General features: G+C 59.8%; 24 protein-coding genes. 15 read left to right on the top strand and 9 right to left on the bottom strand.

Going from position 1 to position 20,656, the window contains the following annotated elements; translation table 11 throughout:
• Positions 1-272 precede the first annotated feature (272 nt).
• Both IMCC20628_RS10615 and IMCC20628_RS10610 read left to right on the top strand, forming a co-directional pair.
• On the top strand, positions 273-1,673 hold the full coding sequence (locus IMCC20628_RS10615; RefSeq protein WP_047030193.1) for an L-serine ammonia-lyase: 1,401 nt from the start codon (positions 273-275) through the stop codon (positions 1,671-1,673).
• Positions 1,674-1,719: 46 nt separating this feature from the next.
• Complete coding sequence (locus IMCC20628_RS10610) at positions 1,720-2,022, top strand: hypothetical protein (RefSeq protein WP_047030192.1); 303 nt, start codon at positions 1,720-1,722, stop codon at positions 2,020-2,022.
• 22 nt (positions 2,023-2,044) lie between these two features.
• Here the strand turns inward: IMCC20628_RS10610 and IMCC20628_RS25795 are convergent, their stop codons facing one another.
• Positions 2,045-2,173 carry a hypothetical protein gene (locus IMCC20628_RS25795; protein WP_280949435.1) on the bottom strand — a complete coding sequence of 43 codons (129 nt, stop codon included), beginning with the start codon at positions 2,171-2,173 and terminating at the stop codon, positions 2,045-2,047.
• On the opposite strand from IMCC20628_RS25795, the gene IMCC20628_RS10605 reads away from it, so the two are divergent.
• Both IMCC20628_RS10605 and IMCC20628_RS10600 read left to right on the top strand, forming a co-directional pair.
• Complete coding sequence (locus IMCC20628_RS10605) at positions 2,172-2,603, top strand: DUF1489 family protein (RefSeq protein ID WP_047030191.1); 432 nt, start codon at positions 2,172-2,174, stop codon at positions 2,601-2,603. The two genes, IMCC20628_RS25795 and IMCC20628_RS10605, sit on opposite strands and share 2 nt — an antisense overlap.
• Positions 2,604-2,736: 133 nt before the next feature.
• Complete coding sequence (locus IMCC20628_RS10600; protein WP_047030190.1) at positions 2,737-3,510, top strand: hypothetical protein; 774 nt, start codon at positions 2,737-2,739, stop codon at positions 3,508-3,510.
• 419 nt (positions 3,511-3,929) lie between these two features.
• On the opposite strand, the gene IMCC20628_RS25630 is transcribed toward IMCC20628_RS10600, so the two are convergent.
• Positions 3,930-4,133 carry a hypothetical protein gene (locus IMCC20628_RS25630; RefSeq protein WP_245307943.1) on the bottom strand — a complete coding sequence of 68 codons (204 nt, stop codon included), beginning with the start codon at positions 4,131-4,133 and terminating at the stop codon, positions 3,930-3,932.
• Between IMCC20628_RS25630 and IMCC20628_RS25625 the strand changes: the two genes are divergently transcribed.
• Positions 4,089-4,205 (top strand): hypothetical protein, encoded by a 117-nt coding sequence (locus tag IMCC20628_RS25625; protein ID WP_245307942.1) that lies wholly within the window; start codon positions 4,089-4,091, stop codon positions 4,203-4,205. The genes IMCC20628_RS25630 and IMCC20628_RS25625 overlap by 45 nt on opposite strands.
• Positions 4,206-4,286: 81 nt before the next feature.
• Here the strand turns inward: IMCC20628_RS25625 and IMCC20628_RS10590 are convergent, their stop codons facing one another.
• The gene (locus IMCC20628_RS10590) at positions 4,287-5,606 is read right to left on the bottom strand and encodes a serine hydrolase (protein ID WP_052766612.1); all 1,320 of its coding nucleotides are present in this window, start codon (positions 5,604-5,606) and stop codon (positions 4,287-4,289) included.
• Between the two features lie 388 nt (positions 5,607-5,994).
• On the opposite strand from IMCC20628_RS10590, the gene IMCC20628_RS10585 reads away from it, so the two are divergent.
• From IMCC20628_RS10585 to IMCC20628_RS10565, 5 genes are all read left to right on the top strand, one after another.
• On the top strand, positions 5,995-6,324 hold the full coding sequence (locus IMCC20628_RS10585) for a phasin family protein (protein WP_047030187.1): 330 nt from the start codon (positions 5,995-5,997) through the stop codon (positions 6,322-6,324).
• Between the two features lie 249 nt (positions 6,325-6,573).
• Positions 6,574-6,906 carry an ATP-dependent Clp protease adapter ClpS gene (clpS, locus tag IMCC20628_RS10580; RefSeq protein WP_047030186.1) on the top strand — a complete coding sequence of 111 codons (333 nt, stop codon included), beginning with the start codon at positions 6,574-6,576 and terminating at the stop codon, positions 6,904-6,906.
• Between the two features lie 10 nt (positions 6,907-6,916).
• Positions 6,917-9,454: an ATP-dependent Clp protease ATP-binding subunit ClpA gene (gene clpA / locus IMCC20628_RS10575; RefSeq protein WP_047030185.1), complete on the top strand. Its 2,538-nt coding sequence runs from the start codon at positions 6,917-6,919 to the stop codon at positions 9,452-9,454.
• A 158-nt stretch (positions 9,455-9,612) separates the two neighbouring features.
• Positions 9,613-10,341: an AzlC family ABC transporter permease gene (locus tag IMCC20628_RS10570; protein ID WP_047030184.1), complete on the top strand. Its 729-nt coding sequence runs from the start codon at positions 9,613-9,615 to the stop codon at positions 10,339-10,341.
• Positions 10,338-10,691 carry an AzlD domain-containing protein gene (locus tag IMCC20628_RS10565; RefSeq protein WP_047030183.1) on the top strand — a complete coding sequence of 118 codons (354 nt, stop codon included), beginning with the start codon at positions 10,338-10,340 and terminating at the stop codon, positions 10,689-10,691. Before IMCC20628_RS10570 ends, IMCC20628_RS10565 begins: the two co-directional genes overlap by 4 nt.
• A 30-nt stretch (positions 10,692-10,721) precedes the next feature.
• On the opposite strand, the gene IMCC20628_RS24240 is transcribed toward IMCC20628_RS10565, so the two are convergent.
• Positions 10,722-11,273 carry a hypothetical protein gene (locus IMCC20628_RS24240; RefSeq protein WP_156174475.1) on the bottom strand — a complete coding sequence of 184 codons (552 nt, stop codon included), beginning with the start codon at positions 11,271-11,273 and terminating at the stop codon, positions 10,722-10,724.
• 331 nt (positions 11,274-11,604) lie between these two features.
• Between IMCC20628_RS24240 and IMCC20628_RS10555 the strand changes: the two genes are divergently transcribed.
• Positions 11,605-12,513 (top strand): SHOCT domain-containing protein, encoded by a 909-nt coding sequence (locus IMCC20628_RS10555; protein WP_047030182.1) that lies wholly within the window; start codon positions 11,605-11,607, stop codon positions 12,511-12,513.
• 88 nt (positions 12,514-12,601) lie between these two features.
• On the opposite strand, the gene IMCC20628_RS25100 is transcribed toward IMCC20628_RS10555, so the two are convergent.
• The 5 genes from IMCC20628_RS25100 to IMCC20628_RS10535 all read right to left on the bottom strand — a co-directional run bounded on the left by IMCC20628_RS25100 (position 12,602) and on the right by IMCC20628_RS10535 (position 16,280).
• Positions 12,602-12,886, bottom strand: a complete 285-nt coding sequence (locus IMCC20628_RS25100; RefSeq protein ID WP_156174474.1) for a hypothetical protein — start codon at positions 12,884-12,886, stop codon at positions 12,602-12,604.
• 313 nt (positions 12,887-13,199) lie between these two features.
• On the bottom strand, positions 13,200-13,625 hold the full coding sequence (locus IMCC20628_RS10550) for an HIT family protein (RefSeq protein ID WP_047030181.1): 426 nt from the start codon (positions 13,623-13,625) through the stop codon (positions 13,200-13,202).
• A gap of 111 nt (positions 13,626-13,736) precedes the next feature.
• Positions 13,737-14,996 carry a GNAT family N-acetyltransferase gene (locus IMCC20628_RS10545; protein WP_245307916.1) on the bottom strand — a complete coding sequence of 420 codons (1,260 nt, stop codon included), beginning with the start codon at positions 14,994-14,996 and terminating at the stop codon, positions 13,737-13,739.
• 79 nt (positions 14,997-15,075) lie between these two features.
• Positions 15,076-15,807, bottom strand: coding sequence for a glycerophosphodiester phosphodiesterase (locus IMCC20628_RS10540; RefSeq protein ID WP_047030180.1), 732 nt, complete (start codon positions 15,805-15,807; stop codon positions 15,076-15,078).
• Between the two features lie 5 nt (positions 15,808-15,812).
• Positions 15,813-16,280 (bottom strand): RidA family protein, encoded by a 468-nt coding sequence (locus IMCC20628_RS10535; RefSeq protein ID WP_047032460.1) that lies wholly within the window; start codon positions 16,278-16,280, stop codon positions 15,813-15,815.
• A gap of 130 nt (positions 16,281-16,410) precedes the next feature.
• Between IMCC20628_RS10535 and IMCC20628_RS10530 the strand changes: the two genes are divergently transcribed.
• The 4 genes from IMCC20628_RS10530 to IMCC20628_RS10520 all read left to right on the top strand — a co-directional run bounded on the left by IMCC20628_RS10530 (position 16,411) and on the right by IMCC20628_RS10520 (position 20,404).
• Positions 16,411-17,223, top strand: a complete 813-nt coding sequence (locus IMCC20628_RS10530; protein WP_082128315.1) for a cell envelope integrity EipB family protein — start codon at positions 16,411-16,413, stop codon at positions 17,221-17,223.
• A gap of 21 nt (positions 17,224-17,244) precedes the next feature.
• Positions 17,245-18,441, top strand: a complete 1,197-nt coding sequence (locus IMCC20628_RS10525) for an NADH:flavin oxidoreductase/NADH oxidase family protein (protein WP_047030179.1) — start codon at positions 17,245-17,247, stop codon at positions 18,439-18,441.
• An 8-nt stretch (positions 18,442-18,449) separates the two neighbouring features.
• Positions 18,450-18,620, top strand: coding sequence for a helix-turn-helix domain-containing protein (locus IMCC20628_RS24680; protein WP_197078435.1), 171 nt, complete (start codon positions 18,450-18,452; stop codon positions 18,618-18,620).
• A 227-nt stretch (positions 18,621-18,847) separates the two neighbouring features.
• A complete protein-coding gene (locus IMCC20628_RS10520; protein ID WP_047030178.1) occupies positions 18,848-20,404 on the top strand; it encodes a hypothetical protein in 1,557 nt (518 codons plus the stop codon).
• Positions 20,405-20,656: the final 252 nt, after the last annotated feature.

The following is a 20,656-nucleotide window of genomic DNA, read 5'->3' as shown; positions in this document are numbered from 1 at the left end:
AAATCCTGCTGGGGCATTACAGCCCGTGCAGTTATCGGCTTTTCTGGACTTCTCGCACTGGCCTACCTTTTCGGCGGCATCTGAACTAAAGTTTGACGATCCTAGGCAGCGCCTGACCAATTCGGTCGGCGCTGCTTTTCTTTGTCCACCCGACAGCCTTGGGAATGGGCGGCTGCGGCTGTCGTTTGAGCGGCACCGGACGTCGGTGGATTGACGGCTGTTCACAGGCCGCGCATGTAATGTGGCGGTGATCACAGGAGCCGCCGCAAGCCATGTTTTTATCTGTTTTTGATGTCTTCAAGATCGGCGTCGGACCGTCGAGCTCCCACACCATGGGGCCGATGTCGGCTGCTGTGCGTTTTCTCGACGAGGTTGCCGGTCCCGACTGGCCGCGTCCGGCCGGCGCTCAGGTCGAAAGTATCAAGGTCAGCCTGCATGGCTCGCTGGCGTTCACCGGCATAGGTCATGGAACGGGCAGGGCCGTGATACTCGGCCTCACCGGGGAACTGCCCGATCAGGTCGATCCAGACCGCATGGATGACATCATCTCCGGCGTCGAGAAAAGCCGCCAGATCAACCCACCCGGCCACCCGACCTATCATTTCGATCCGGCCACGGATCTGGTCTTTGACAAGAAGCAGCCATTGCCCGGTCATGCCAACGGCATGGCATTCACGGCCTTTGACCGCGACGGCGCGATGTTGCTGCGGCGGGTCTATTATTCGGTCGGCGGCGGTTTTGTCGTCACCGACACCGAGCTTGAGGCGCTCAAAAGCACCAAGAAGGCCGTGATCGACAAGGCCGTGCCCTATCCTTTCGGCAACGCCAGACAGATGCTCGAGATGGCCGCACGGTCCGGGCTCTCTATCGCCCAGATGAAGCGGGCCAATGAGGAAACCCACATGTCGGGGGAAGAGCTCGACGCCGGGCTGGACCGGATCTGGAGCGCCATGAACAGTTGCATCGACCGCGGCCTGGCAGGTGAGGGCATCATGCCGGGCGGCCTCAAGGTCCGTCGTCGGGCCCGGGTTATTTATGAGAAACTGCAGGAGGAATGGCAGCAGAACCGGCGCAACCCGCTGCTCGCCAATGACTGGCTGAGCGTCTTTGCCATGGCGGTCAACGAGGAGAATGCTTCCGGCGGCCGGGTTGTCACCGCACCGACCAATGGCGCTGCCGGCGTCATTCCCGCCACCATCCGCTATGTGTTGAAATTTCACGATGGCGCCGATCAGGACTCGGTTCGCGACTATCTGCTGACAGCCGCCGCGGTCGGCGGCATCATCAAGCACAATGCCTCGATCTCGGGCGCCGAGGTCGGCTGCCAGGGCGAGGTCGGCTCGGCTGCAGCAATGTCGGCGGCAGGCCTTGCTGCGGTCATGGGAGGCACTCCGGAACAAATTGAAAACGCAGCTGAAATCGCGCTGGAGCATCATCTTGGCATGACCTGTGATCCTGTCGGCGGACTGGTCCAGGTGCCCTGCATCGAGCGCAATGCGCTGGGTGCGGTCAAGGCCGTCACAGCGGCTTCGCTGGCGATGAAGGGCGACGGCCAGCATTTCGTGCCGCTTGACGCCTGCATCGAGACCATGCGCCAGACCGGCCTCGATATGAACGAGCGCTACAAGGAAACCTCCACCGGCGGACTTGCGGTCAATGTCGTGGAGTGCTGAAATCCTCCGGCCAAGGCACCGGTAACCGGGTTTGAGGGAGGACAAAGTGACAAGCGCGGCTGAAGACAAGATCGAAATCGAGAATTTTACCTCACCCGGCCGGGTGTACCGGGTTGACCGTGCCAAGTTTGAAGCCATGCGGGACGCGCTGCTGGCGGTCTTGCCATCGGCAAAGCCCGGCATCTCGGTTGCCGAGGCCAAGGCGCTGCTGCTTCCGAAACTTCCGCAGGATTTGTTTCCGGGCGGAGAAAAGGCCGGTTGGTGGCTCAAGGCCGCCCAGCTGGATCTGGAAGCAAAGGGCATCATCCAGCGAGAACTGAGCAAACCGATGCGGTTGTTCAAACCCTGATCACCGGACCGCCGGTATCCCATCAGCCATCGATGCGCCCGGCCAACGCCGCGTCCTGCATGGCGGCGCCGGGCCGCGCCTGTGGACTGTTGCGGGTTTCGCACATCTGCGGGTTGACCCCGGTAGCCTCAAGCCCAATGTATCCAGACATGGCTCTTCACATGCTCAAACTCTGCGTCGGCGCCGAAAGCGTCGAAGATCAACGCGATTCAGTTCAGCGCCGTCTGGCGATGATGGCTGCTGCCGGACAGAAACCGGAACAGTTCCATACCACCCGGATGGTCCCGAAGCGGGCGGCTGAGCTCATCGATGGCGGGTCGCTCTACTGGGTGATCAAGGGCAACATCCAGGCCAGGCAACGCTTTCTCGATGTCCGCCCCTTTGTCGATGTCGACGGGATTTCGCGCTGTCATCTGGTTCTCGAGCCGGTCCTGCACGAGACCTCATGGGCGCCGCGGCGTCCGTTCCAGGGCTGGCGTTATCTTGATCCGGACGACGCGCCGCCGGATTTCGGCAGCTCGGATGCGAGCGATATGCCGGCCGAGCTTCGGCGCGAACTGGCCGGTCTCGGGCTGTTGTAACGCGGCGCGATTGCACACGCCCTTGTGTTTGCTCGATAAAGCGCCACATTGTTTAATGTATGCTCCTCCCACAGGCACTGCTGCAGCACCCCTGTGGTGGCGGTGGTCAGTCAAACGGTAGAATACTTCAGCCATGGCCAAAGACAAGACCGGATCCGACAAGCAGGTAATCAAGCCCGGGGCTGCTTCTGTACCGGAGGGCACGCCCGTGTCCTCCCGGTCGCAGATTGCCGAATTCCTGTCCGCGGCCAAGGCGATTGTTCCAGGCAATGCCGGATCCGGACGGCTGGCCTTTGCGCTTGATGCCACCATGAGCCGCCAGCCGACCTGGGACAGCGCCTGCAAATTGCAGGCCGAAATGTTTGACGCCGTGGGCAAGACCGGTGGGCTCAAGGTCCAACTGGTCTATTTCAGGGGCCTGGGCGAATGCCGTGCCTCGCGGTGGGTGAACGACACCCGCCAGCTGGCGGACCTGATGACCCGCATCGATTGCCGGGGCGGCCAGACCCAGATTGGCCGGATTTTGCGGCATGTGGCCGACGAGGCGACCAAAAACCCTGTGAGCGCGCTGGTCTTTATCGGCGACGCCATGGAGGAAAGCATCGACAAGCTGGCCGTGGTTGCCGGCGAGCTGGCGTTGCGAAAAGTTCCCTGTTTCATGTTTCACGAGGGCCATGATCCGGCTGCGGCAATCGGCTTTCGCGAGATCGCCCGCGTGACCGGTGGCGCCTATGTCCGCTTCGACCAGAACGCCGCCTCCGAACTTGCAGCGCTGCTGCGGGCCGTCGCTGCCTATGCCACCGGCGGACGTCCGGCGCTTGAAAAATCCGGCGGCTCGGCGGCGCGGTTGCTGCTTGAGCAGATGGGGCCGCCCAAGGACAAACCACAGGGAGGGGCCAAGCGCTAATGAGTGCGATCGCAATATTCTTTGGCGGAGTTCTGATTTTGCTGGCGGTGGCCGCCGGACTGATGAGTGTCAAGCCCTCGGCCCTTGCCACCACCTTGCGTTACGCGCTTCCGGTGGCTACAGCCGGTCTGGGCGTTGTCATGACACTTGTCGGGCGGGCCAGCCTTGGTGTGCCCTTGCTGGCCTTTGCTGCCGCCATGTTTGCCCGCGCCCGAAGTGCGGCGCGCGCCACACGCCAGCCCGGAGGCCAGTCCTATGTCCGCTCTGCCGCGCTCGAAATGGAGCTGGACCTCGACACCGGCGAAATGAACGGACTGGTTCTGGCCGGATCCTATGAAGGACGCGAGCTCAACGCTCTGGATGAGGCGGACCTCATGCAGTTGCACGCTGAACTGATCGGCGATCCGGAAAGCCTGGCGCTATTGGAGGCGTATCTTGACCGCCGCGCGCCCGACTGGCGTGCCGGCTTTGACATGGATGAGGGTGCGGGGCTGGGCACTCCGCCAAGCCCGGGCGCCATGACACATAAGGAGGCCTACGAGGTCCTTGGTCTTGCTGCGGGGGCGAGTGAAACCGAGATCCGCGAGGCGCATCGCCGCCTCATGAAGCGGATGCATCCCGATGCGGGAGGCTCGGCCTTTCTTGCTGGCCGGATTAGTGAAGCCAAAGCTGTCCTGTTGAATCGACATGACTGAATTCCCCGAATACGCAATACAAAAACGTGGATGGTTCCGGACCCGAACGATCCGGCCGCAGCATTGAACAAATGCTGCGGGTCACTTGGCTGTTGCCCAGCAGGCAAAACCCTTCTTCTTCAGCGCCTTGCAGGCATTTGTGGCCGATGTCTGGCCGTCAAAGCCGCCGAAACGGGCGCGGTAGAGCTGTTGGTTGTCTTTGGCGAAGGCCATGGTGAACGGCTCTGCTGATGAGAGTGCCTGGCCGCCAAGACCCTTGGCGCGGTTCAGCAGGTCTACCGCAGCATTCTTGTCCGGCATTGCACCGATCTGTATCATCCAGCCCTCTCTGGGAGCGGTGGAAGCAGTCGTCACCGGATCGACCGACTGTGCATAAGCAGTCTCAACCGGCATTGGCGGAATGTAGGCCGGTGCGGGCTGCGGAATGGCGATTTTCTGGGCTTTCAACGACTTGACCAGCGCGTCACGCCCGAGAACCTGTGCCGGCGTGGTGTCGGCGTAAGCCAGGGCCAGACGCTGACCCGATTCGTGCCGGCGTTCGGGAACAGGTCCGATCTTGGGGAGCTCGAGAGCTGCCACGGCGGCGGCGATACCGAAATTGGACGAACCGCGCTTGGCGATGAGGTCACCGTTTCCGGAAGTCGAGGCCTTCAGCAAATACCGCGAGATAAGGTCTTTCATCTGGGCATTGCGGCTCGCGCCGGTGCGTCCACCCATCACCACGGCAACGATCGAACGGTCGCGATCAACAACCGAGGAGACCAGGTTGAAGCCCGAAGCGCGGGTGTAGCCGGTCTTGATGCCGTCGACACCGCGCACGACACCCAGCAACCGGTTGTGGTTGCCCATGCTGGTCTTGCCGAATTTGAACGATCGGGTGGAGAAATACTTATAGTGGCGCGGAAAATGCTCGCGCAGCGCAATGCCGAGTTTGGCCATGTCCCGGGCGGTGGTGACCTGTTCGGAGTTCGGAAGTCCGTGGGCGTTGCGGAATGTGGTCCGCGACATGCCGAGCGACCGTGCCTTGGCAGTCATCATCGAAGCGAATTTCTTCTCCGACCCACCCAGATATTCACCCATCGCGGTTGCTGCGTCGTTTGCAGATTTGGTCACCAGCGAATAGATCACCTGTTCAACCGTAATGGAATTTCCCGTGCCGACGCCAAGTTTGGTTGGCGGCTCTTTGGCTGCATTGGCAGAAAACTTGACCCTTGTGTTCAGATTGATCGCGCCGCGATCCAACGCTTCAAATGTCAGGTACAGGGTCATCATCTTGGTCAGTGATGCCGGATAACGCAGCTCGTCGGCGTCATTTTCGTACAGCGTTTTTCCGGTCTTGGCATCGACAACGATGCCTGCATATTTGGAATTTGCCGATGCGGGTGCTGATCCCACTGCCATGGCAATGCCGATCACGACCAGCAAGCTGAGCGCTTTTGCGACAATCGGGACAAACCTGCCGGGGGTATTGGAGTTACTCTGGGACACGACAACTCACTCTTGAACAGACGGGTGTAAGGATTTCTGACTGCCGCCCTCCCTGATCAGTCATTGTGTCCAATCTTAGCCACACGTTCTTACCAATCCGTTTATGATGAATGATTCCTTTCCAAAAATTGGCCGGTGACCTGTCCCGATTTGGTAAAAACCGTTCTGTTCCGGTGCATGGGACATTGTGCACTGTACGGCGGCGGCGAATTTATTTGGTGCAGCGCACAAGACTCTTGACAAAATGCTGCAGTGCACATAAGTATCAATAATCATTCTCCCCAACGACAGGAACCGCGACATGATGAACTTTGATGCGACATCGAAAATGAATAAAGAAGCCATGGACAGCATGCTGACTGCGGCTTCCTCGATGACCAAGGGTTTCCAGCAGATCGCTGCTGAAGCCACCGATTATTCCAAGAAGTCCTATGAAGACAACGCAGCCGTCGTCGAGAAGCTAGTTTCGGCCAAGAGCCTCGACAAGGCCATCGAAATTCAGACCGACTTCGCCAAGTCTTCCTACGAGACGTTTGTTGCCCAGGCTACCAAGATGAGCGAACTCTATGCAGACCTCGCCAAGCAGGCCTACAAGCCTTTCGAAGCCGCTGCCGCCAAGGTCAGCGCCTGAAGATAAGACTGCGTCTGCCCAACGCGGCGGATGTGTGAAATGATGGAAACCCGGTTGCAGGAAATGCAGCCGGGTTTTTTGATGTTTGGGGCTGCGAACGGAATTCTGTTTCATCCCTCGACAAGGGGGCTTAAAATCCGCGCAGGAAAGACTAAGTTAAGGACAATGTCTGGCGCTTCGTTGTGACGCTGCGCCGGTTGGAACTCACAGGAAGTTGGCTAAGTGAAAGACAGCACGAACCGGACTCGCATGCAGGCGGACAAGAAAACCGGAAACGGAGGGCCCGACAGGGGCATCTCCGTCATCACCCGTACAAAACCGCAAGTCAAAAAACCAAGTCTCTACCGGGTTTTGCTGCTCAATGACGATTACACTCCGATGGAGTTTGTGATTCATGTGCTTGAGCGTTTTTTTCAAAAGGACCGCGAACAGGCCACACGAATCATGTTGCATGTACACAATCACGGGGTCGGTGAGTGCGGCGTCTTCACCTACGAGGTGGCTGAAACCAAAGTGACCCAGGTCATGGATTGCGCCCGCGATAATCATCATCCGCTGCAATGCGTGATGGAAAAGAAATGAGGACCTGAAATTGCCTAGCTTTTCAAACAGTCTCGAAAAGGCGATCCATCAGGCGCTGACCTATGCCAACGAGCGGCATCATGAATATGCTACGCTTGAGCATTTGCTGCTTGCCTTGATCGAGGACCCCGATGCGGCGGCCGTCATGGGCGCCTGTAATGTTGATCTCGACCAGTTGCGTCGCACGGTCAGCGACTATGTCGACAAGGAACTTGGCAACCTGATCACAGGCTATGACGAGGATTCCAAGCCGACATCCGGATTTCAGCGCGTCATCCAGCGCGCGGTGATTCACGTCCAGTCCTCCGGCCGCGAGGAAGTCACCGGCGCAAATGTGCTCGTGGCGATTTTCGCCGAACGCGAAAGCCATGCTGCCTATTTCCTTCAGGAGCAGGAAATGACCCGCTACGACGCGGTCAATTTCATCTCCCACGGCATCGCCAAGCGTCCAGGCGCCGAAGAAGCGCGTCCGGTGCGTGGCTCGGAAGAGCCGGAGCCGGATTCCGTCAAGCCGGACACCGGCGGCGAAGAGGGCGCCAAGAAGAAGGGTCAGGATGCCCTGACCGCCTATTGTGTCAACCTCAATGAAAAAGCCAAGACCGGCAAGATCGATCCGTTGATCGGTCGCGTCGAGGAGGTCAACCGGACCATCCAGATCCTCTGCCGCCGCTCCAAGAACAACCCGCTCTATGTGGGTGATCCCGGCGTTGGCAAGACTGCGATTGCCGAAGGCCTGGCCAAGCGCATCGTCGAAGGCGATGTGCCCGATGTGCTGGCTGATGCGGTGATCTATTCGCTCGACATGGGTTCACTCCTGGCCGGCACGCGCTATCGCGGCGATTTCGAGGAGCGCCTCAAGCAGGTGGTCAAGGAACTCGAGGATCTGCCAGGCGCAGTGCTGTTCATCGACGAAATCCACACCGTCATCGGTGCTGGCGCCACATCCGGCGGGGCAATGGACGCGTCCAACCTGCTCAAGCCGGCTCTGTCGTCGGGTGCGATCCGCTGCATCGGCTCCACCACCTACAAGGAATATCGCCAGTTCTTCGAAAAGGACCGGGCCCTGGTGCGTCGTTTCCAGAAGATCGACGTTGCCGAGCCGACGATTCCCGATGCGATCGAGATCCTCAAGGGCCTAAAACCCTATTATGAGGAGTACCACAAGGTCGGTTATACGGACGAGGCGATCAAGGCAGCGGTCGAACTCTCGGCGCGCTATATCACTGACCGGAAATTGCCCGACAAGGCGATCGACGTGATTGATGAATCGGGTGCGGCGCAGATGCTGCTGCCTGAAAAACAGCGCAAGAAGATACTGACCGACATCGAGATCGAAAACACCGTCGCCACCATGGCGCGGATACCGGCCAAGACCGTGTCGAAAGACGACACTACGGTTCTGGCCAATCTCGACAAGGAACTGCGCTCGGTGGTTTACGGCCAGGATGCAGCAATCGAAGCATTGACGGCGGCAATCCGTCTGGCCCGCGCCGGACTGCGCGAACCCGACAAGCCGATCGGCTCCTACCTGTTCTCCGGCCCAACCGGCGTCGGCAAGACCGAAGTCGCCAAGCAACTCGCTGCTTCGCTCGGGGTCGAGCTGCTGCGCTTCGACATGTCGGAATACATGGAGCGACACACGGTCTCGCGTCTCATCGGCGCGCCTCCGGGCTATGTCGGCTTTGACCAGGGCGGCCTTCTCACCGATGGCGTCGACCAGCATCCTTACTGTGTGCTGCTGCTCGACGAGATCGAAAAGGCCCATCCCGACCTGTTCAACATCCTGTTGCAGGTCATGGATCACGGCTCGCTCACCGATCACAACGGCAAGAAGATCGATTTCCGCAATGTCATACTGATCATGACCACAAATGCGGGCGCGGCAGATGCTGCCAAATCGGCGATCGGCTTTGGTTCGTCCAAGCGTGAAGGCGACGACATGGAAGCGATCAACCGGCTGTTCACGCCGGAGTTCCGCAACCGTCTCGACTCCATCATCGCCTTTGGCGCGCTGCCGGCCAAGGTCGTGCACATGGTCGTGCAGAAGTTTGTCATGCAGCTCGAAGCCCAGCTGGCCGAACGCAATGTCACCTTCGACCTTGGAGAAGATGCGATCGCCTGGCTTGCAGAGAAGGGTTACGACGAGCGAATGGGCGCGCGGCCGCTTGGCCGGGTGATCCAGGAGCACATCAAGAAGGAGCTCGCCAATGAACTGCTGTTCGGCAAGCTCAAGCATGGCGGCACGGTCAAGGTCACCGTTGGCGAGAAGGCCGATGGCAAAAACGGCCTGATCCTCGAGGCTATTCCGGCAGAAGTGCCTGTCAAGCCAAAGAAGGAAAAGGTGCCCGCCAAGAAGCGCGCACCGGCCAAGGCCAAGACCGCTGCGGCAAAGACCACGACGCGCAAGCTACCGGCGGGCAAGGGTCCCAAACCCCCTAAATCGCAGCCGGAATCAGCAAGTGCGGCTGAGGCCAAGGCAGACGTTGCGGAAAAGCCCGCACCGAAAAAGCCGTCGAGCGCCGTTCCCAAGGTTCCGCGCAAGAAATAGGCCGCGAGCGGTTTTTCAGAAGATCAGACACCCCGGTTCGCGCCGGGGTGTCTTGCGTTTGGAACGCTGTCGGGACGCGACGCGCTTCGGCTGCAGGGATCTCATCGGGTGCGTCAAAAACAGGTTGCGGCGGCACACAAAATCTCTAACACAAGAGCATGAGCACTTCGTCCGGCCCCCGCGGCGTCCATTGGTTTTTGAAAGGCGCGCGCGGTATCGTCTCGCTGCCGGCCATCATTCTGATGAGCGCCTTTGTCGGGTTTTGCGGCTTTGCTGCCGAGGCCGGGATTCCCTTTGGCCAGACCGTGTTCATGACCGGGCTGGTCTGGGCTTTGCCTGCCAATGTGCTGCTCGTGGGGTCCATCCTTGCCGGCGCTTCGCTGCCCGCCGCCTTCATCACTGTCTCGCTGTCTTCGATCCGGATGATGCCGATGGTCGCGGCATTGATCCCGGAAATTCGCACCGAAAAGACCCCGACCTGGCTGCTGCTGTTCCTGTCGCATTTTGTCGCGATCACGGCCTATGTGTTCACCATGGAGCGCATCCGGGATGTGCCGCGTGACCATCGTGTGGCGTTTTTCGCAGGCTTCGCCATCACCGTCACCACCGCCAACATCATACTGGTGGCGGTGATCTATTCCACGGTCGCCAATCTGCCGCCGATGCTGGCCGGTGCGCTGTTTTTTCTCACGCCGGTCTATTTCCTGACTTCGATCTGGGCATCGACTCGGGATCGGGCAGGGCACATCGCCATGATCCTCGGCCTGGCGCTCGGACCGGTGTTCCATCTCGTCGCACCTGAATTCGACATTCTCTATGCCGGAGTCATTGGCGGTACCCTGGCATTCTTCGCTGACCGTTTCTGGAGGCGCGGAGCGGGATCATGAGCGGCTACGAGGCTTTTGACACCTGGTGGTGGCCCTACGTCTTCATCGCCATCACCGGCTGGCTGGCGACCGATATCTGGCGCTGGCTCGGTGTGCTGGTCGGCAATCGATTGAAGCAGGATTCCGCCGCGTTGACCTGGGTTCGCGCGGTCGCCACGGCGCTGCTTGCGGCTGTCATCGCCAAGCTGATTGTCTATCCGACAGGAGAGCTGAACAATGTTCCGCTGGCGTTGCGGCTGATCGCGACATTGGTGGGCTTTGCGGCTTTTCTGGTCAGCGGCAAGCGCATCTGGGTCGGCATCACCGTGGCGCTCGGATTGTTGATCGGCGGCCAGTTGCTGCTCGGCTGAGCGCCGCCCGATGGGCGTCGCTCAGCGGTTCTATTTGTCGAACCGCCGAGCCACCCAGGAATAGCTGTCGGTGACGACATGTATCGGTTCGGAAGCCAGTGTCTTGAGTGTTCCGGAATCGGGCAGCACAGCCGTAAATCGCTGCAGCAACCTGGCTGCCAGACCCGGATCATCAGCCGCTGCGGCATCCGTGGGTTGGTTCTGGTTGAAAGACGTGACCGGGGCAGGAATGTCGGCCTTTGGCGTCGGGATATCGAACATGGGCCTCATTGCGACCGGCGGAGGAATATCGGCACTGGGAACCCAGGGAGCCGAATCAGCCGGCACCCTGCTGGCAACAACATCGGTCTCGGCTCCGGCAGGTTCGTTGGCCACCTCCTCCAGCCCGGCGTCGCCGGGGGTCTGGCAAACAGCAACGACCACCGGATAGTCGAGATTTGAAAAGGTCCTGAGTTTGGCTTCCGACACGGCGTCGCAGGCCTGGATCGTCGCCCAGCGTTCCTGAAGCATTTCGACATGATGGCATTGCGTCGCGGTGTCGTCGCAGCCAAGAATGGTCATGATGATAAGAGCGGCTTGCATGAGGGCCTCGTAAAAGAATCTGCTGTTGCCCGCTCTGATGCGCGGAAAATGCCGCAAAACCAAGGCGCCAGACAAAGACTGTATTTCATGCGCCGGGATGACCCCAACCTCCTGCGCCGGTTCAGCCGCTTTGCGTTCAACATTTGCGTATCAATGCAAAGCCCTGAATGGACTCAGTTTCCGGACAAGGCGCTCACCAGTGTAGTTTGACCTGCCTGATCGCAAGCGTGCCGCCATCAATGCTGGACAACACATCAGTGGCGATATCTTATAATTGCTTGCGGCCAGCACGGCTGGTACCCGCACTGACCCAGACAGGAGACACCATCCCGTGGCAGACTTGACCCCAGAGACCCGCCAGGCCCTTGCCGAGATCGCCAGCCGTCACGGGGTCGGTCCGGATGCAGTCGAGCATCTGCTGATGGCGTTGATCGCCGGGCAGGGCACCCAGGCCCAGTTCAATCACCCTGAACTTGGCGGCATGGGGCAATGGTCGTCAGGCGGCATGACCATGGTCGGCGACATGTTCAACAATGGGCTGAAAGCCAAGGTCGACGCCATCTGCAACGATGTGGCACAAATGATGCGCCAGTCAGCACCGTTGCAGGTGCCGTCAAGTTCATCCACCCAAACACAGTCGCAAGGCTCTGATCGTGCCGGTGTCAGTCTGTTCGTCTCCGGCTTCTCCGCCGGCAATTGGTGGCCCGAGGGTCTTGGCCAGGCTGCCTCCACCGGGTCGCAGAACCAGATGCGCTACGCCTGGTTCCCCGACACGTCGCGGCTCGCCATTGATTCAGGTGATGGCAATGTCAGAATCTACGACACCGCCGATCATCGTATCGGCGGCTTTTCGCAGCAGCAATCAGGCGATCAGTCCTTGCGCTTCACCTCGCAGCATGGCGTCGTCAAACTGTCGGAGCTGCGGCAGGTCAACGCCACTCGCCGGAACGATGGCACCGGCAACCACCACACCTCGCCATCCCTGTCCGAAGCGCTGCTCAACACATCTGCCAGCGAGCAGAGAAGCGAAACCCTGACAGCACCGCCCGAACCGTCAGAACACGAACCGGCATCGCTTCACTCGACCACGGTCCCGCCGTCAGTGCCTGTCACACCGAAGGACACTGACGAGACCGATATCTTCGCCAAGATCGAACGACTGGCCGCACTTCACCACAGAGGCATTCTTACCGATGCAGAATATCAGACCAAGAAGGCCGAACTACTGGCCCGGATCTGATGCTTCGAGGTCGCGGGATTTTGCCGGAATCAGGAAGAGACCGGAGAACGGCAAAAGCTCGCTGCGTGAGGCGGCGTTGGGGAGGCAGTTAAGCGGCTTTCGCCGTTCTGCGCAGGATGGCGGCTTCAACCAATGCGCGCAAATCATCCCAGGCGCGATCCAGCCGCACCGCCTCCCGGAGCAAGACAGGGTTAGCCGTTGTTTTCGAAAGTTCGACACAAAGCACCCAAGCCGTTGCGCAAATTTTGTCTAGAATTGGCAAAAACTCAGTCAATCTCTCAGCAGGTGTATTTGGCGCGGTACAAAGCCGATAAATCTTTCGAGCATTTTTGTTGTAGGATTTTCGCAACGCGTTTATGCGGCCTTTAAGCATGCTTGCAACACCAGGTTGGAAAAGAACCAAATCAACAAATCAACAAATCATCGATCAAAACTAACACAGCTTAATCTCTGATTCGCAGTGGGTAGTCCACTGGATGTCCGGAATTCTGATCCGGTTGCGCGTATTTCTTGCAGACCGGAAGGTCCTGTTGCTTGCCGCTTTATGCACAGCAATGAACTACCGCGTCCGGTCGAGTGCGGTTATCAGCCCCTACATGGGGCTACGACAGCCCCGTAGCTGGTCTTCAGCTTAGATTGTCTCCTCACAATTGTCCCGCCGGATCAATCAATCCCTGAAATACGGGTCAGAGTGCGGCGCGGATCTTTTCAGCAGTGGCCTTGATCACGCCCATGTCTTCCATGGTGCCAGTGTGCGGTTTCATCGCCACGCCGTCAAAGCGCGGAATGACATGCACATGCAGGTGAAACACCACCTGGCCGCCGGCGCTTTCGTTGAATTGCTGGATCGTCACGCCATCGGCGCCAAAAGCCTTGATCACTGCGCGCGCCATCCGCTGTGTTGTTGCCATAACGGCCGCGAGACTGTCGAGATCGACATCGAGAATGTTGCGCGACGCGGCTTTGGGGATCACCAGGCAATGGCCGTCGCCACGCGGCATGATGTCCATGATCACCAGCGTATGCTCGTCCTCATAGAGCCGTTCGGCGGGCATTTCGCCACGCAGGATCTTCGCAAACACATTGCTGTCGTCATAGCTGGGCGCGGTCATCGGGCGGTCTCCGGTTGTTCGTCTTCACATGGTTGTATCCGGCGCAGGGCCGGGGTCAAGCGCAGGGGCCAAACGCAAGGGGCAAGCGCAAGGTAAAGCGCCGGGCCTTGATCAATCCTGACCGGCGTCCGGCTCCGTGCCGCCTTTGCGAAACGGCCCGTGCTCGCTCAGCATCTGGCCGATATGTTCGACATCGCGGCGTTCGCGCTCGAGATAGTCGGCAACAGCGCGCCGTAGCCCTGGATGCTCGATGTAATGGGCCGAATGGGTGGTGGCTGGCAGATAGCCGCGCGCCAGCTTGTGTTCACCCTGTGCCCCGGCCTCGACCCGGGCGAGACCCTTGGCGATGGCGAAATCGATCGCCTGATGATAGCAGACTTCGAAATGCAGGAACGGGTGATCCTCGACGCAACCCCAGTGACGGCCATAGATGCAATCTCCGCCGATGAAATTGATCGCGCCGGCAATGAACCTGCCCTCGCGCCGCGCCATCACCAAAAGCACATCGTCAGCCATGCGCGCGCCGAGCATCGAGAAGAACTCGCGCGTCAGATAGGGCCGCCCCCATTTGCGCCCGCCGGTGTCGATGTAGAATTCATAAAATGTATCCCAGACGCTTTCGGTCAGGTCACTGCCGGTCAGCCATTCAATCGTGATGCCGTTTTCAAGTGCTGCCTTGCGCTCTTTCTTCAGCTGCTTGCGCTTGCGCGACGCCAGCGTGTCGAGGAAATCGTCATAGGTTTTGTAGCCCGGATTGCGGAAATGAAACTGCTGGTCCGTTCGGTGCAGATAGCCCTCGGCCTCGAATGCCGGGATCTCGGCTTCGGGCACGAAGGTCGCATGCACCGAGGACAGCCCCAGTTGCGTGCACAGCGAGCGTCCGCCAGCAGCCAGCGCCCGTCTGCGCGCTTCATCGCCAGGACCCTGCCGCACCATTAACCGCGGCCCGGTAGCCGGCGTGAACGGCGCCGAGCATTGCAGCTTCGGATAATAGCGCCCGCCGGCGCGCTCGAACGCATCGGCCCAAGCGTGATCAAACACATATTCGCCCATCGAATGGCTCTTGATATAGGCTGGCATCGCGCCTTCAAGCGCTCCGTCCGGGCCGCGCAGCACGATGTGGCGCGGCAACCAGCCGACCTCGGCCGAGACCGACCCTGAGTCCTCCAACGATGATAAAAAAGCGTGACTGACAAAGGGGTTATAGACAAGCCCGGATTCAGTATCAGAACCTGTTGATTCCGTTTGCGAGCCGCTTGATGGAGACCGCGAGCCGCGCGATGCACCGCCAAGCCGGCTCCACTCCTTAGCCTTGACCGATGCCATGCCTTCGATGGTCGACAGTGTGTGTTCTGGGGTCTCAGTGCTCATGCAACTCCGTTCCGGACAGGGCCCATGCCTGTGGTCCGGCCTGTCTTCCAACGTAAGTTGCCAACGCCGTTTGACAAGGTCAGGCGTCCGCCACCGTGTCCGGATCAAAGCCCTCGAATGTCATCTGGTCGGCATGGGCTTTGGTCAGTGCTCGCGCCTCGGCATCGCGCACCGTCCAGGTGATCACCGGAACGCCCTGTTTGCGGAGGCCTTCGACATAGCTGTTGGGCAGGTGATGCACACAGTAGGAAATGAAATCCAGCCCCATCTGCATCGCCTCCTCATGCTCGAAGAATTTTTCCGGCTTGACCCCCTCGGCGGTCAGTCCCAGCGGGCAGGTGGCGCCGCAGGCTTTGAGGTCGCGCAGCAGAGCGTGGTCGAAGCTCATCAACGCCACCGGCCCGTCATATTTTTCCAGGCACTCGACCACCGCATCGGCAAAGCCTTCATCATCGCCGGGCCGGCCCTTGAGCTCGATAACGAGCGGCACCTGGCCAGCAACCAGCTTGAACAGTTTTGGCAGCGACAACACTCCGTCCGTCGTTCCGCCAACCCGCAATTGCGCCAGTTCCTGCGACGTTCGTTCCCGGACATCGCCCGATAACCCGCACAATCGCTCCAGATCATCATCGTGAAACACCACCGGCACGCCATCGGTGGCAATGTGAATGTCGCACTCGATCGCGTAATTGGCTGCAATCGCACGGGAAAACGCGGTTGCGGTGTTCTCCCAGATGCTCTGGTTCATGTCGTGATAGCCGCGATGGGCGATCGGGCGGGCGGTCAGCCAGCCAAGGTCTTTGTGTGTCATTGGGATTACCGGATCTCGATTATGGCGTCGACTTCAACCGCTGCATTAAGCGGCAGGCTGGCAGTGCCGACAGCGGCGCGGGCATGTTTGCCTGCATCCCCAAGCACCTCGGCAATCAGGTTCGACGCGCCGTTGATCACCAGGTGCTGCTCGGTGAAGGAGGACTCGGAGGCAACGAAGCCGCCAAGCTTGACCACCCGGACAATGCGCTCGAGATCACCGCCCAGTGCAGCCTTGGCCTGGGCCAGAATGTTGATGGCGCAGAGTTCCGCGGCGCGTTGGCCCTTGGCAACGTCAACATCGCGGCCCAGCAATCCCGTCGCGTACATCGCGCCGTTTTCCGTCGGCAACTGGCCTGAAATAAACAGAAGCGAGCCGCTGATGACATAGGGCAGGTAGTTGGCAGCCGGTGCTGCCGCTTCTGGAAGCACGATGTTGCGGGCGGCCAGGCGGGACTCAACGCTATCGGTCATGAAGGGCTCCATATCTGTCTCTGTTAAGGCTGCGCCAGCGTTTTGCCTGATCTTGCAAGTTCCGCCTCGCTTGGCCGCGTCTGGTCATATAACATCAGCTTAGGATTCGACAGGAGAAAACCTGATGCGCATGTTTGTTATCGCGTCGCTTGCCATTGTGGCAGCCACGCCGGCGATCACCTCGGCCCAGGCCGGCCCGGGAGGCCTCGCCACCCACCGCGCGGTCTATGACCTATCGCTCAAGGAGGCATCCGAGCGATCGGGGATTTCCGGCATGGTCGGCCGTATGGTCTATGAATTCGGCGGTTCGGCCTGCGACGGCTACACCGTCAGCTTCCGTTTTGTCACCGAGATTGCCACGGCAGATTCGTCGCGCATCACCGACCAGCAGACCACCACGTTCGAGGATGTCCGCAATCACACCTTCCGGTTCGTCACCCGGTCGTTTGTCGATCAGCAGCTTGATCACGAGGTTCGCGGCTCGGCTGAGGTTGCTGGCGACGGATTGGCGGTCACGCTTGAGCAGCCTGACAAATTGGCGCTCGACATAGCCACTGCGCGCTTTCCGACCGAGCACATGATTGAAATGCTCAAGAAGGCCCGTGATGGCGAGCGGTTTTATGAATCGCGCATCTATGACGGGTCTGACGAAGGCGACAGGGCGATGCTCACCACCACCATTGTTGGTGAAAAGCAGCCGGTCGAGAGCGGCGACACCGAAGCCAAGCAGGCTGGCGACCTCGCCGACGATTCCTTCTGGCCGGTGTCGATGGCCTATTTCGAGGAAAACACCGGTGGTGATGAGCTTCCGGTCTACTCCATTGCCTTCAAGCTCTATGACAACGGCGTCACCCGTGATCTGACCATGGACTATGGCGACTTCGTGCTCGAAGGCCAGTTGGCCCAGCTCGACATGTATGAACCGGAGCCTTGCAAGGAGTAGGGCGGCATTCAAGGATTTCTGATGGCACTGCCGCGAGACAGCCTGCTTTTTCAGCCTCTCGAATTGCCCTGCGGCACTGTCCTGAAGAACCGGATCGTCAAATCGGCGATGTCGGATTCGCTTGGCGACGGGCGTGGAAACCCGACCGAAGCCCAATTCCGGCTTTATGAACGCTGGGCCGAGGGTGGCGTTGCCGTCTCGATCATCGGTGAGGTTCAGGGTGATCCTCATTTTGCCGAAAAGCCCGGCAATCTGGTGCTCGATGCGAGCTCGGATGCTGCCACGTTCAAGGCCCTTGCCCAACGGGGAAGCGCCAACGGCACCGGGCTCTGGCTGCAGCTTGGCCAAGCCGGCGCCATGGCGCATCCGCCGATCAGCACACCCAAGGGTCCAAGCGCGCTTGATCTTCCGGGTCTGACCTGCGCCGCACTGACGCTTGACGAGGTGCGCAGCCTGCCGGCCGAATTCGCACGCACCGCGAGCCTTGCCAAAAATCTCGGCTTTGGCGGCGTCCAGATCCACGCAGCCCATGGCTTTCTGCTCAGCCAGTTCCTGTCGCCGCTGTTCAATCACCGCGACGATGACTATGGCGGATCCATCGCCAACCGCATGCGACTGCTGCTCGAATCCATAGACGCGGTGCGCAGCGCAGTCGGGCCGCTATTTCCCTTGGCGGTGAAACTGAATTCATCCGATCAGTTGCAGGGCGGGCTTGAAGCCGAAGATGCGCTGAAAGTCGTCGCGGCGCTCGACCAGACCGGCATTGATCTCATCGACATCAGCGGCGGCACCTATTTCCCCGGCGCCAGATCCGCTTCCGACAGCGCGGGTGGCGGTCCCTATTTTGTCGATTTCGCCAGACGCGCCCGCCCGCTGACTAAAATCCCCTTAATGGTCACCGGTGGCTTCAAGACCCTGCAACAGGCCACGGATGCCGTGTCTGAGGGGATCGCGGATGTGATCGGCCTGGCGCGGGCACTGGCGCTTGACCCGGCATTGCCAGACAATTGGCAGGCTGGAAAATCCGGCGACCCCGCTTTTCCGCGGTTCACGACCTCGCCCGAAGGTGGAATTACCGCCTGGTACTCAATGCGCCTGACCGAGCTTGGCGAAGACCGGGAAACAGCCGAAATCCCCGAGCTTGAAAAAGCGATCAGGGAGTATGACCTGCGCGATAACAAGCGTGCCGCACTTTGGAACGCCCGCTTCTCGGGCTGATAAATGTAGTGCCCGGCCTCTCCGCCGGTCGCCCGCAAAAACTCTCTGACCAGCAAAAATACAAGGCACTGTCGCTGCTCCGGGTGGGAAAATCGGCAGCCGCGATCGGCCGCATGCTCGGTGTCAGCCGCAGCACCATTTCGCGGCTGAAAAACGAGGCACCGTCCGAAAACGACTGAGACTGGTGCGCTTCGGTCGCCGCCGTCGGCTGGTAAACGCCTGAAAGCTTTCATTTTTAATGAAAATGAAGCCAATGCACAGCAATTTGCCCTTTGATCCGGGCATGACAGAGCAGTGAAGGGGGGCGGTAAAGTATGAAGCGGGAATATCTGGGGCGTCCGGCGCGTCTGCTATATGCAACACTTGCAACTGTTGTCGTGCTGATCGGACTGTGCCGGAGTTTTTTTTGGAGTTGCCTCTGGGGGGAGAGCTTCTGGACACCTATAACTATATTGACGGGGCTTACCGTCTGTCCGTCGGGCAGCAAATCTACACCGATATTCATGCCCCGGTCGGACCGCTCAATTACCTCCTGTTCGACCTGCTCAGCAGCCTGTTTCCGCATGGCAATGTGGCGCTGACCATCCAGTGGTGCAGGATGCTGATCACGGTTCCGATGTTCGCAGTCATCTGCTGGTTTGCGCTCGAGCGTGGGCCCGTTGGAGCCTTTGCCCTGCTGCTGCCTTTTCTGCTGTTTTCGATCCTGCCGCTCAACATCATGTCCTGGAACGCGTTTCCCGGTGTTGAAGGCTTTGCCTATTACAACCGGCACAGTGCGGTTTTGCTCTATCTGCTCGTCGCCACACTGTTTTTCGTCCGCTCGCACCCGACGCTGATCGGCTTGATCTCGGCGCTGTTGCTCACCCTGGCCTTCATCAAGATGAATGGCTTTGCGGTGGCCGGACTGATCCTCGCCATGGCTGTGGTCTCACACAGGATTGGCGTTGCCACATCGATGATCATTGCTGCCATCTGCCTGGGGCTGGTGGCCGGTCTGGAACTGCTGAGCGGCAGTGTGTCGGCCTATCTGCAATCGGTCATGCGGCTGTTTGCCAACAATGAGATGGTCTTGCTGTCCAATCTGGTCACCACCGTCAGCGCCAGGTTCGATGTCATCTTCGCCGCCACGCTGCTTTCGGCCTATCTGTTTGCCTGCCGTTATTGGGGCGGTTCAAACCTGTTGGCAGTATTCGACAGCGATCATCCCCTCACACCGTCACCCAACCGGCTTGATCAGGACTGGCTCTGGCTGCTGGCGCTGATCATCGCCGATGCGCTGTTTGAATCGCAGAATTTTGGCGGCGCAGCCTTTGTCTCTGTCTGGCCGTTCCTGCTGGTGCTGTTTCTCGCCACCGCGCCACAAAGGCGGGCGCAACTCTCGCCCCTGATCGTGCTGATCGCGCTGGTATCGCTGCCGACGGTCACCAAGATGCTGCATTCGACTGCGCGGGCCGCGGCCACATCGGTCAGGGACGCCTCGATCGAGACCGAAAACCTGCCGCCGAGCATGAGTTTCAGTGCCAAGGTTTTGACCGTAGAGGCGGCCGAGAAGGCGCGTCCGGTGATGGCCGAGGGTCGTGATACCTATGAGGGCTACGCCCGGTTCAATATCTTGCCGACCTACTGGCTCTATTTCGATCACCGGTTTCAGGTCACCGTGCTCAAGACCATGGACGAGGTGATCGAAGCCATCCGTGAGCGCGAGGCACGGCTGGACCGCCATTACGAGGTGATTGACCTGCGCGATTTCGCCAATCCGATCGCCGCGGTGATGGGGCGCACCCCGGCGAAAGGCGTGTCGATTGGCGGCGATCCCTACAGGACGGTCCTGCCGCTGACTGGCGAGGAAGCGGAGGCCCTGTCGCAAACCGACATCGTGCTGCTGCCGACCTGTCCGGTGACGGCTGCCCGCAAGAAACTGCTCAGCGATTACCAGAGCGCCTATGCGGGTTTTTCCGGATAAAACTCACCGACTGTTTCGAGGCGCTGGAACACCCGCGATACGCCTCGCAGTAGTGCGGCGGGCGCGTGTCAGATGCGGCGTGCGGATCGGTGACCTGTTTCGGCGATTGACGGCATTAAGTCACGTACACACACAGCACAAGCTGCAGCCTGCGGGTGGACGGCGCAGCCTGAGTGTGGCATCAGGCCCGCTCTTCAGCGGCAACCGCCACCGGCGCACCGTTTCCACCTCAACTGCAAGACATGATGGAGC

The sequence above is a fragment of the Hoeflea sp. IMCC20628 genome, from assembly GCF_001011155.1.
GTDB lineage: Bacteria > Pseudomonadota > Alphaproteobacteria > Rhizobiales > Rhizobiaceae > Hoeflea.
Note: the sequence above shows the minus strand (reverse complement) of the source record. Positions and strands in the feature narration are given on the sequence as shown.

Bases quoted from the DNA above. Each gene is read 5' to 3' on its own strand.
- IMCC20628_RS10615 (WP_047030193.1), top strand. From the start codon at position 273: ATGTTTTTATCTGTTTTTGATGTCTTCAAGATCGGCGTCGGACCGTCG.
- IMCC20628_RS10605 (WP_047030191.1), top strand. From the start codon at position 2,172: ATGGCTCTTCACATGCTCAAACTCTGCGTCGGCGCCGAAAGCGTCGAA.
- IMCC20628_RS25795 (WP_280949435.1), bottom strand. From the start codon at position 2,173: ATGTCTGGATACATTGGGCTTGAGGCTACCGGGGTCAACCCGCAGATG.
- IMCC20628_RS10600 (WP_047030190.1), top strand. From the start codon at position 2,737: ATGGCCAAAGACAAGACCGGATCCGACAAGCAGGTAATCAAGCCCGGG.
- IMCC20628_RS10590 (WP_052766612.1), bottom strand. From the start codon at position 5,606: ATGGCAGTGGGATCAGCACCCGCATCGGCAAATTCCAAATATGCAGGC.
- IMCC20628_RS10585 (WP_047030187.1), top strand. From the start codon at position 5,995: ATGATGAACTTTGATGCGACATCGAAAATGAATAAAGAAGCCATGGAC.
- clpS (WP_047030186.1), top strand. From the start codon at position 6,574: ATGCAGGCGGACAAGAAAACCGGAAACGGAGGGCCCGACAGGGGCATC.
- IMCC20628_RS10570 (WP_047030184.1), top strand. From the start codon at position 9,613: ATGAGCACTTCGTCCGGCCCCCGCGGCGTCCATTGGTTTTTGAAAGGC.
- IMCC20628_RS10565 (WP_047030183.1), top strand. From the start codon at position 10,338: ATGAGCGGCTACGAGGCTTTTGACACCTGGTGGTGGCCCTACGTCTTC.
- IMCC20628_RS24240 (WP_156174475.1), bottom strand. From the start codon at position 11,273: ATGCAAGCCGCTCTTATCATCATGACCATTCTTGGCTGCGACGACACC.
- IMCC20628_RS25100 (WP_156174474.1), bottom strand. From the start codon at position 12,886: ATGCTTAAAGGCCGCATAAACGCGTTGCGAAAATCCTACAACAAAAAT.
- IMCC20628_RS10550 (WP_047030181.1), bottom strand. From the start codon at position 13,625: ATGACCGCGCCCAGCTATGACGACAGCAATGTGTTTGCGAAGATCCTG.
- IMCC20628_RS10545 (WP_245307916.1), bottom strand. From the start codon at position 14,996: ATGAGCACTGAGACCCCAGAACACACACTGTCGACCATCGAAGGCATG.
- IMCC20628_RS10540 (WP_047030180.1), bottom strand. From the start codon at position 15,807: ATGACACACAAAGACCTTGGCTGGCTGACCGCCCGCCCGATCGCCCAT.
- IMCC20628_RS10535 (WP_047032460.1), bottom strand. From the start codon at position 16,280: ATGACCGATAGCGTTGAGTCCCGCCTGGCCGCCCGCAACATCGTGCTT.
- IMCC20628_RS10530 (WP_082128315.1), top strand. From the start codon at position 16,411: ATGTTTGTTATCGCGTCGCTTGCCATTGTGGCAGCCACGCCGGCGATC.
- IMCC20628_RS10525 (WP_047030179.1), top strand. From the start codon at position 17,245: ATGGCACTGCCGCGAGACAGCCTGCTTTTTCAGCCTCTCGAATTGCCC.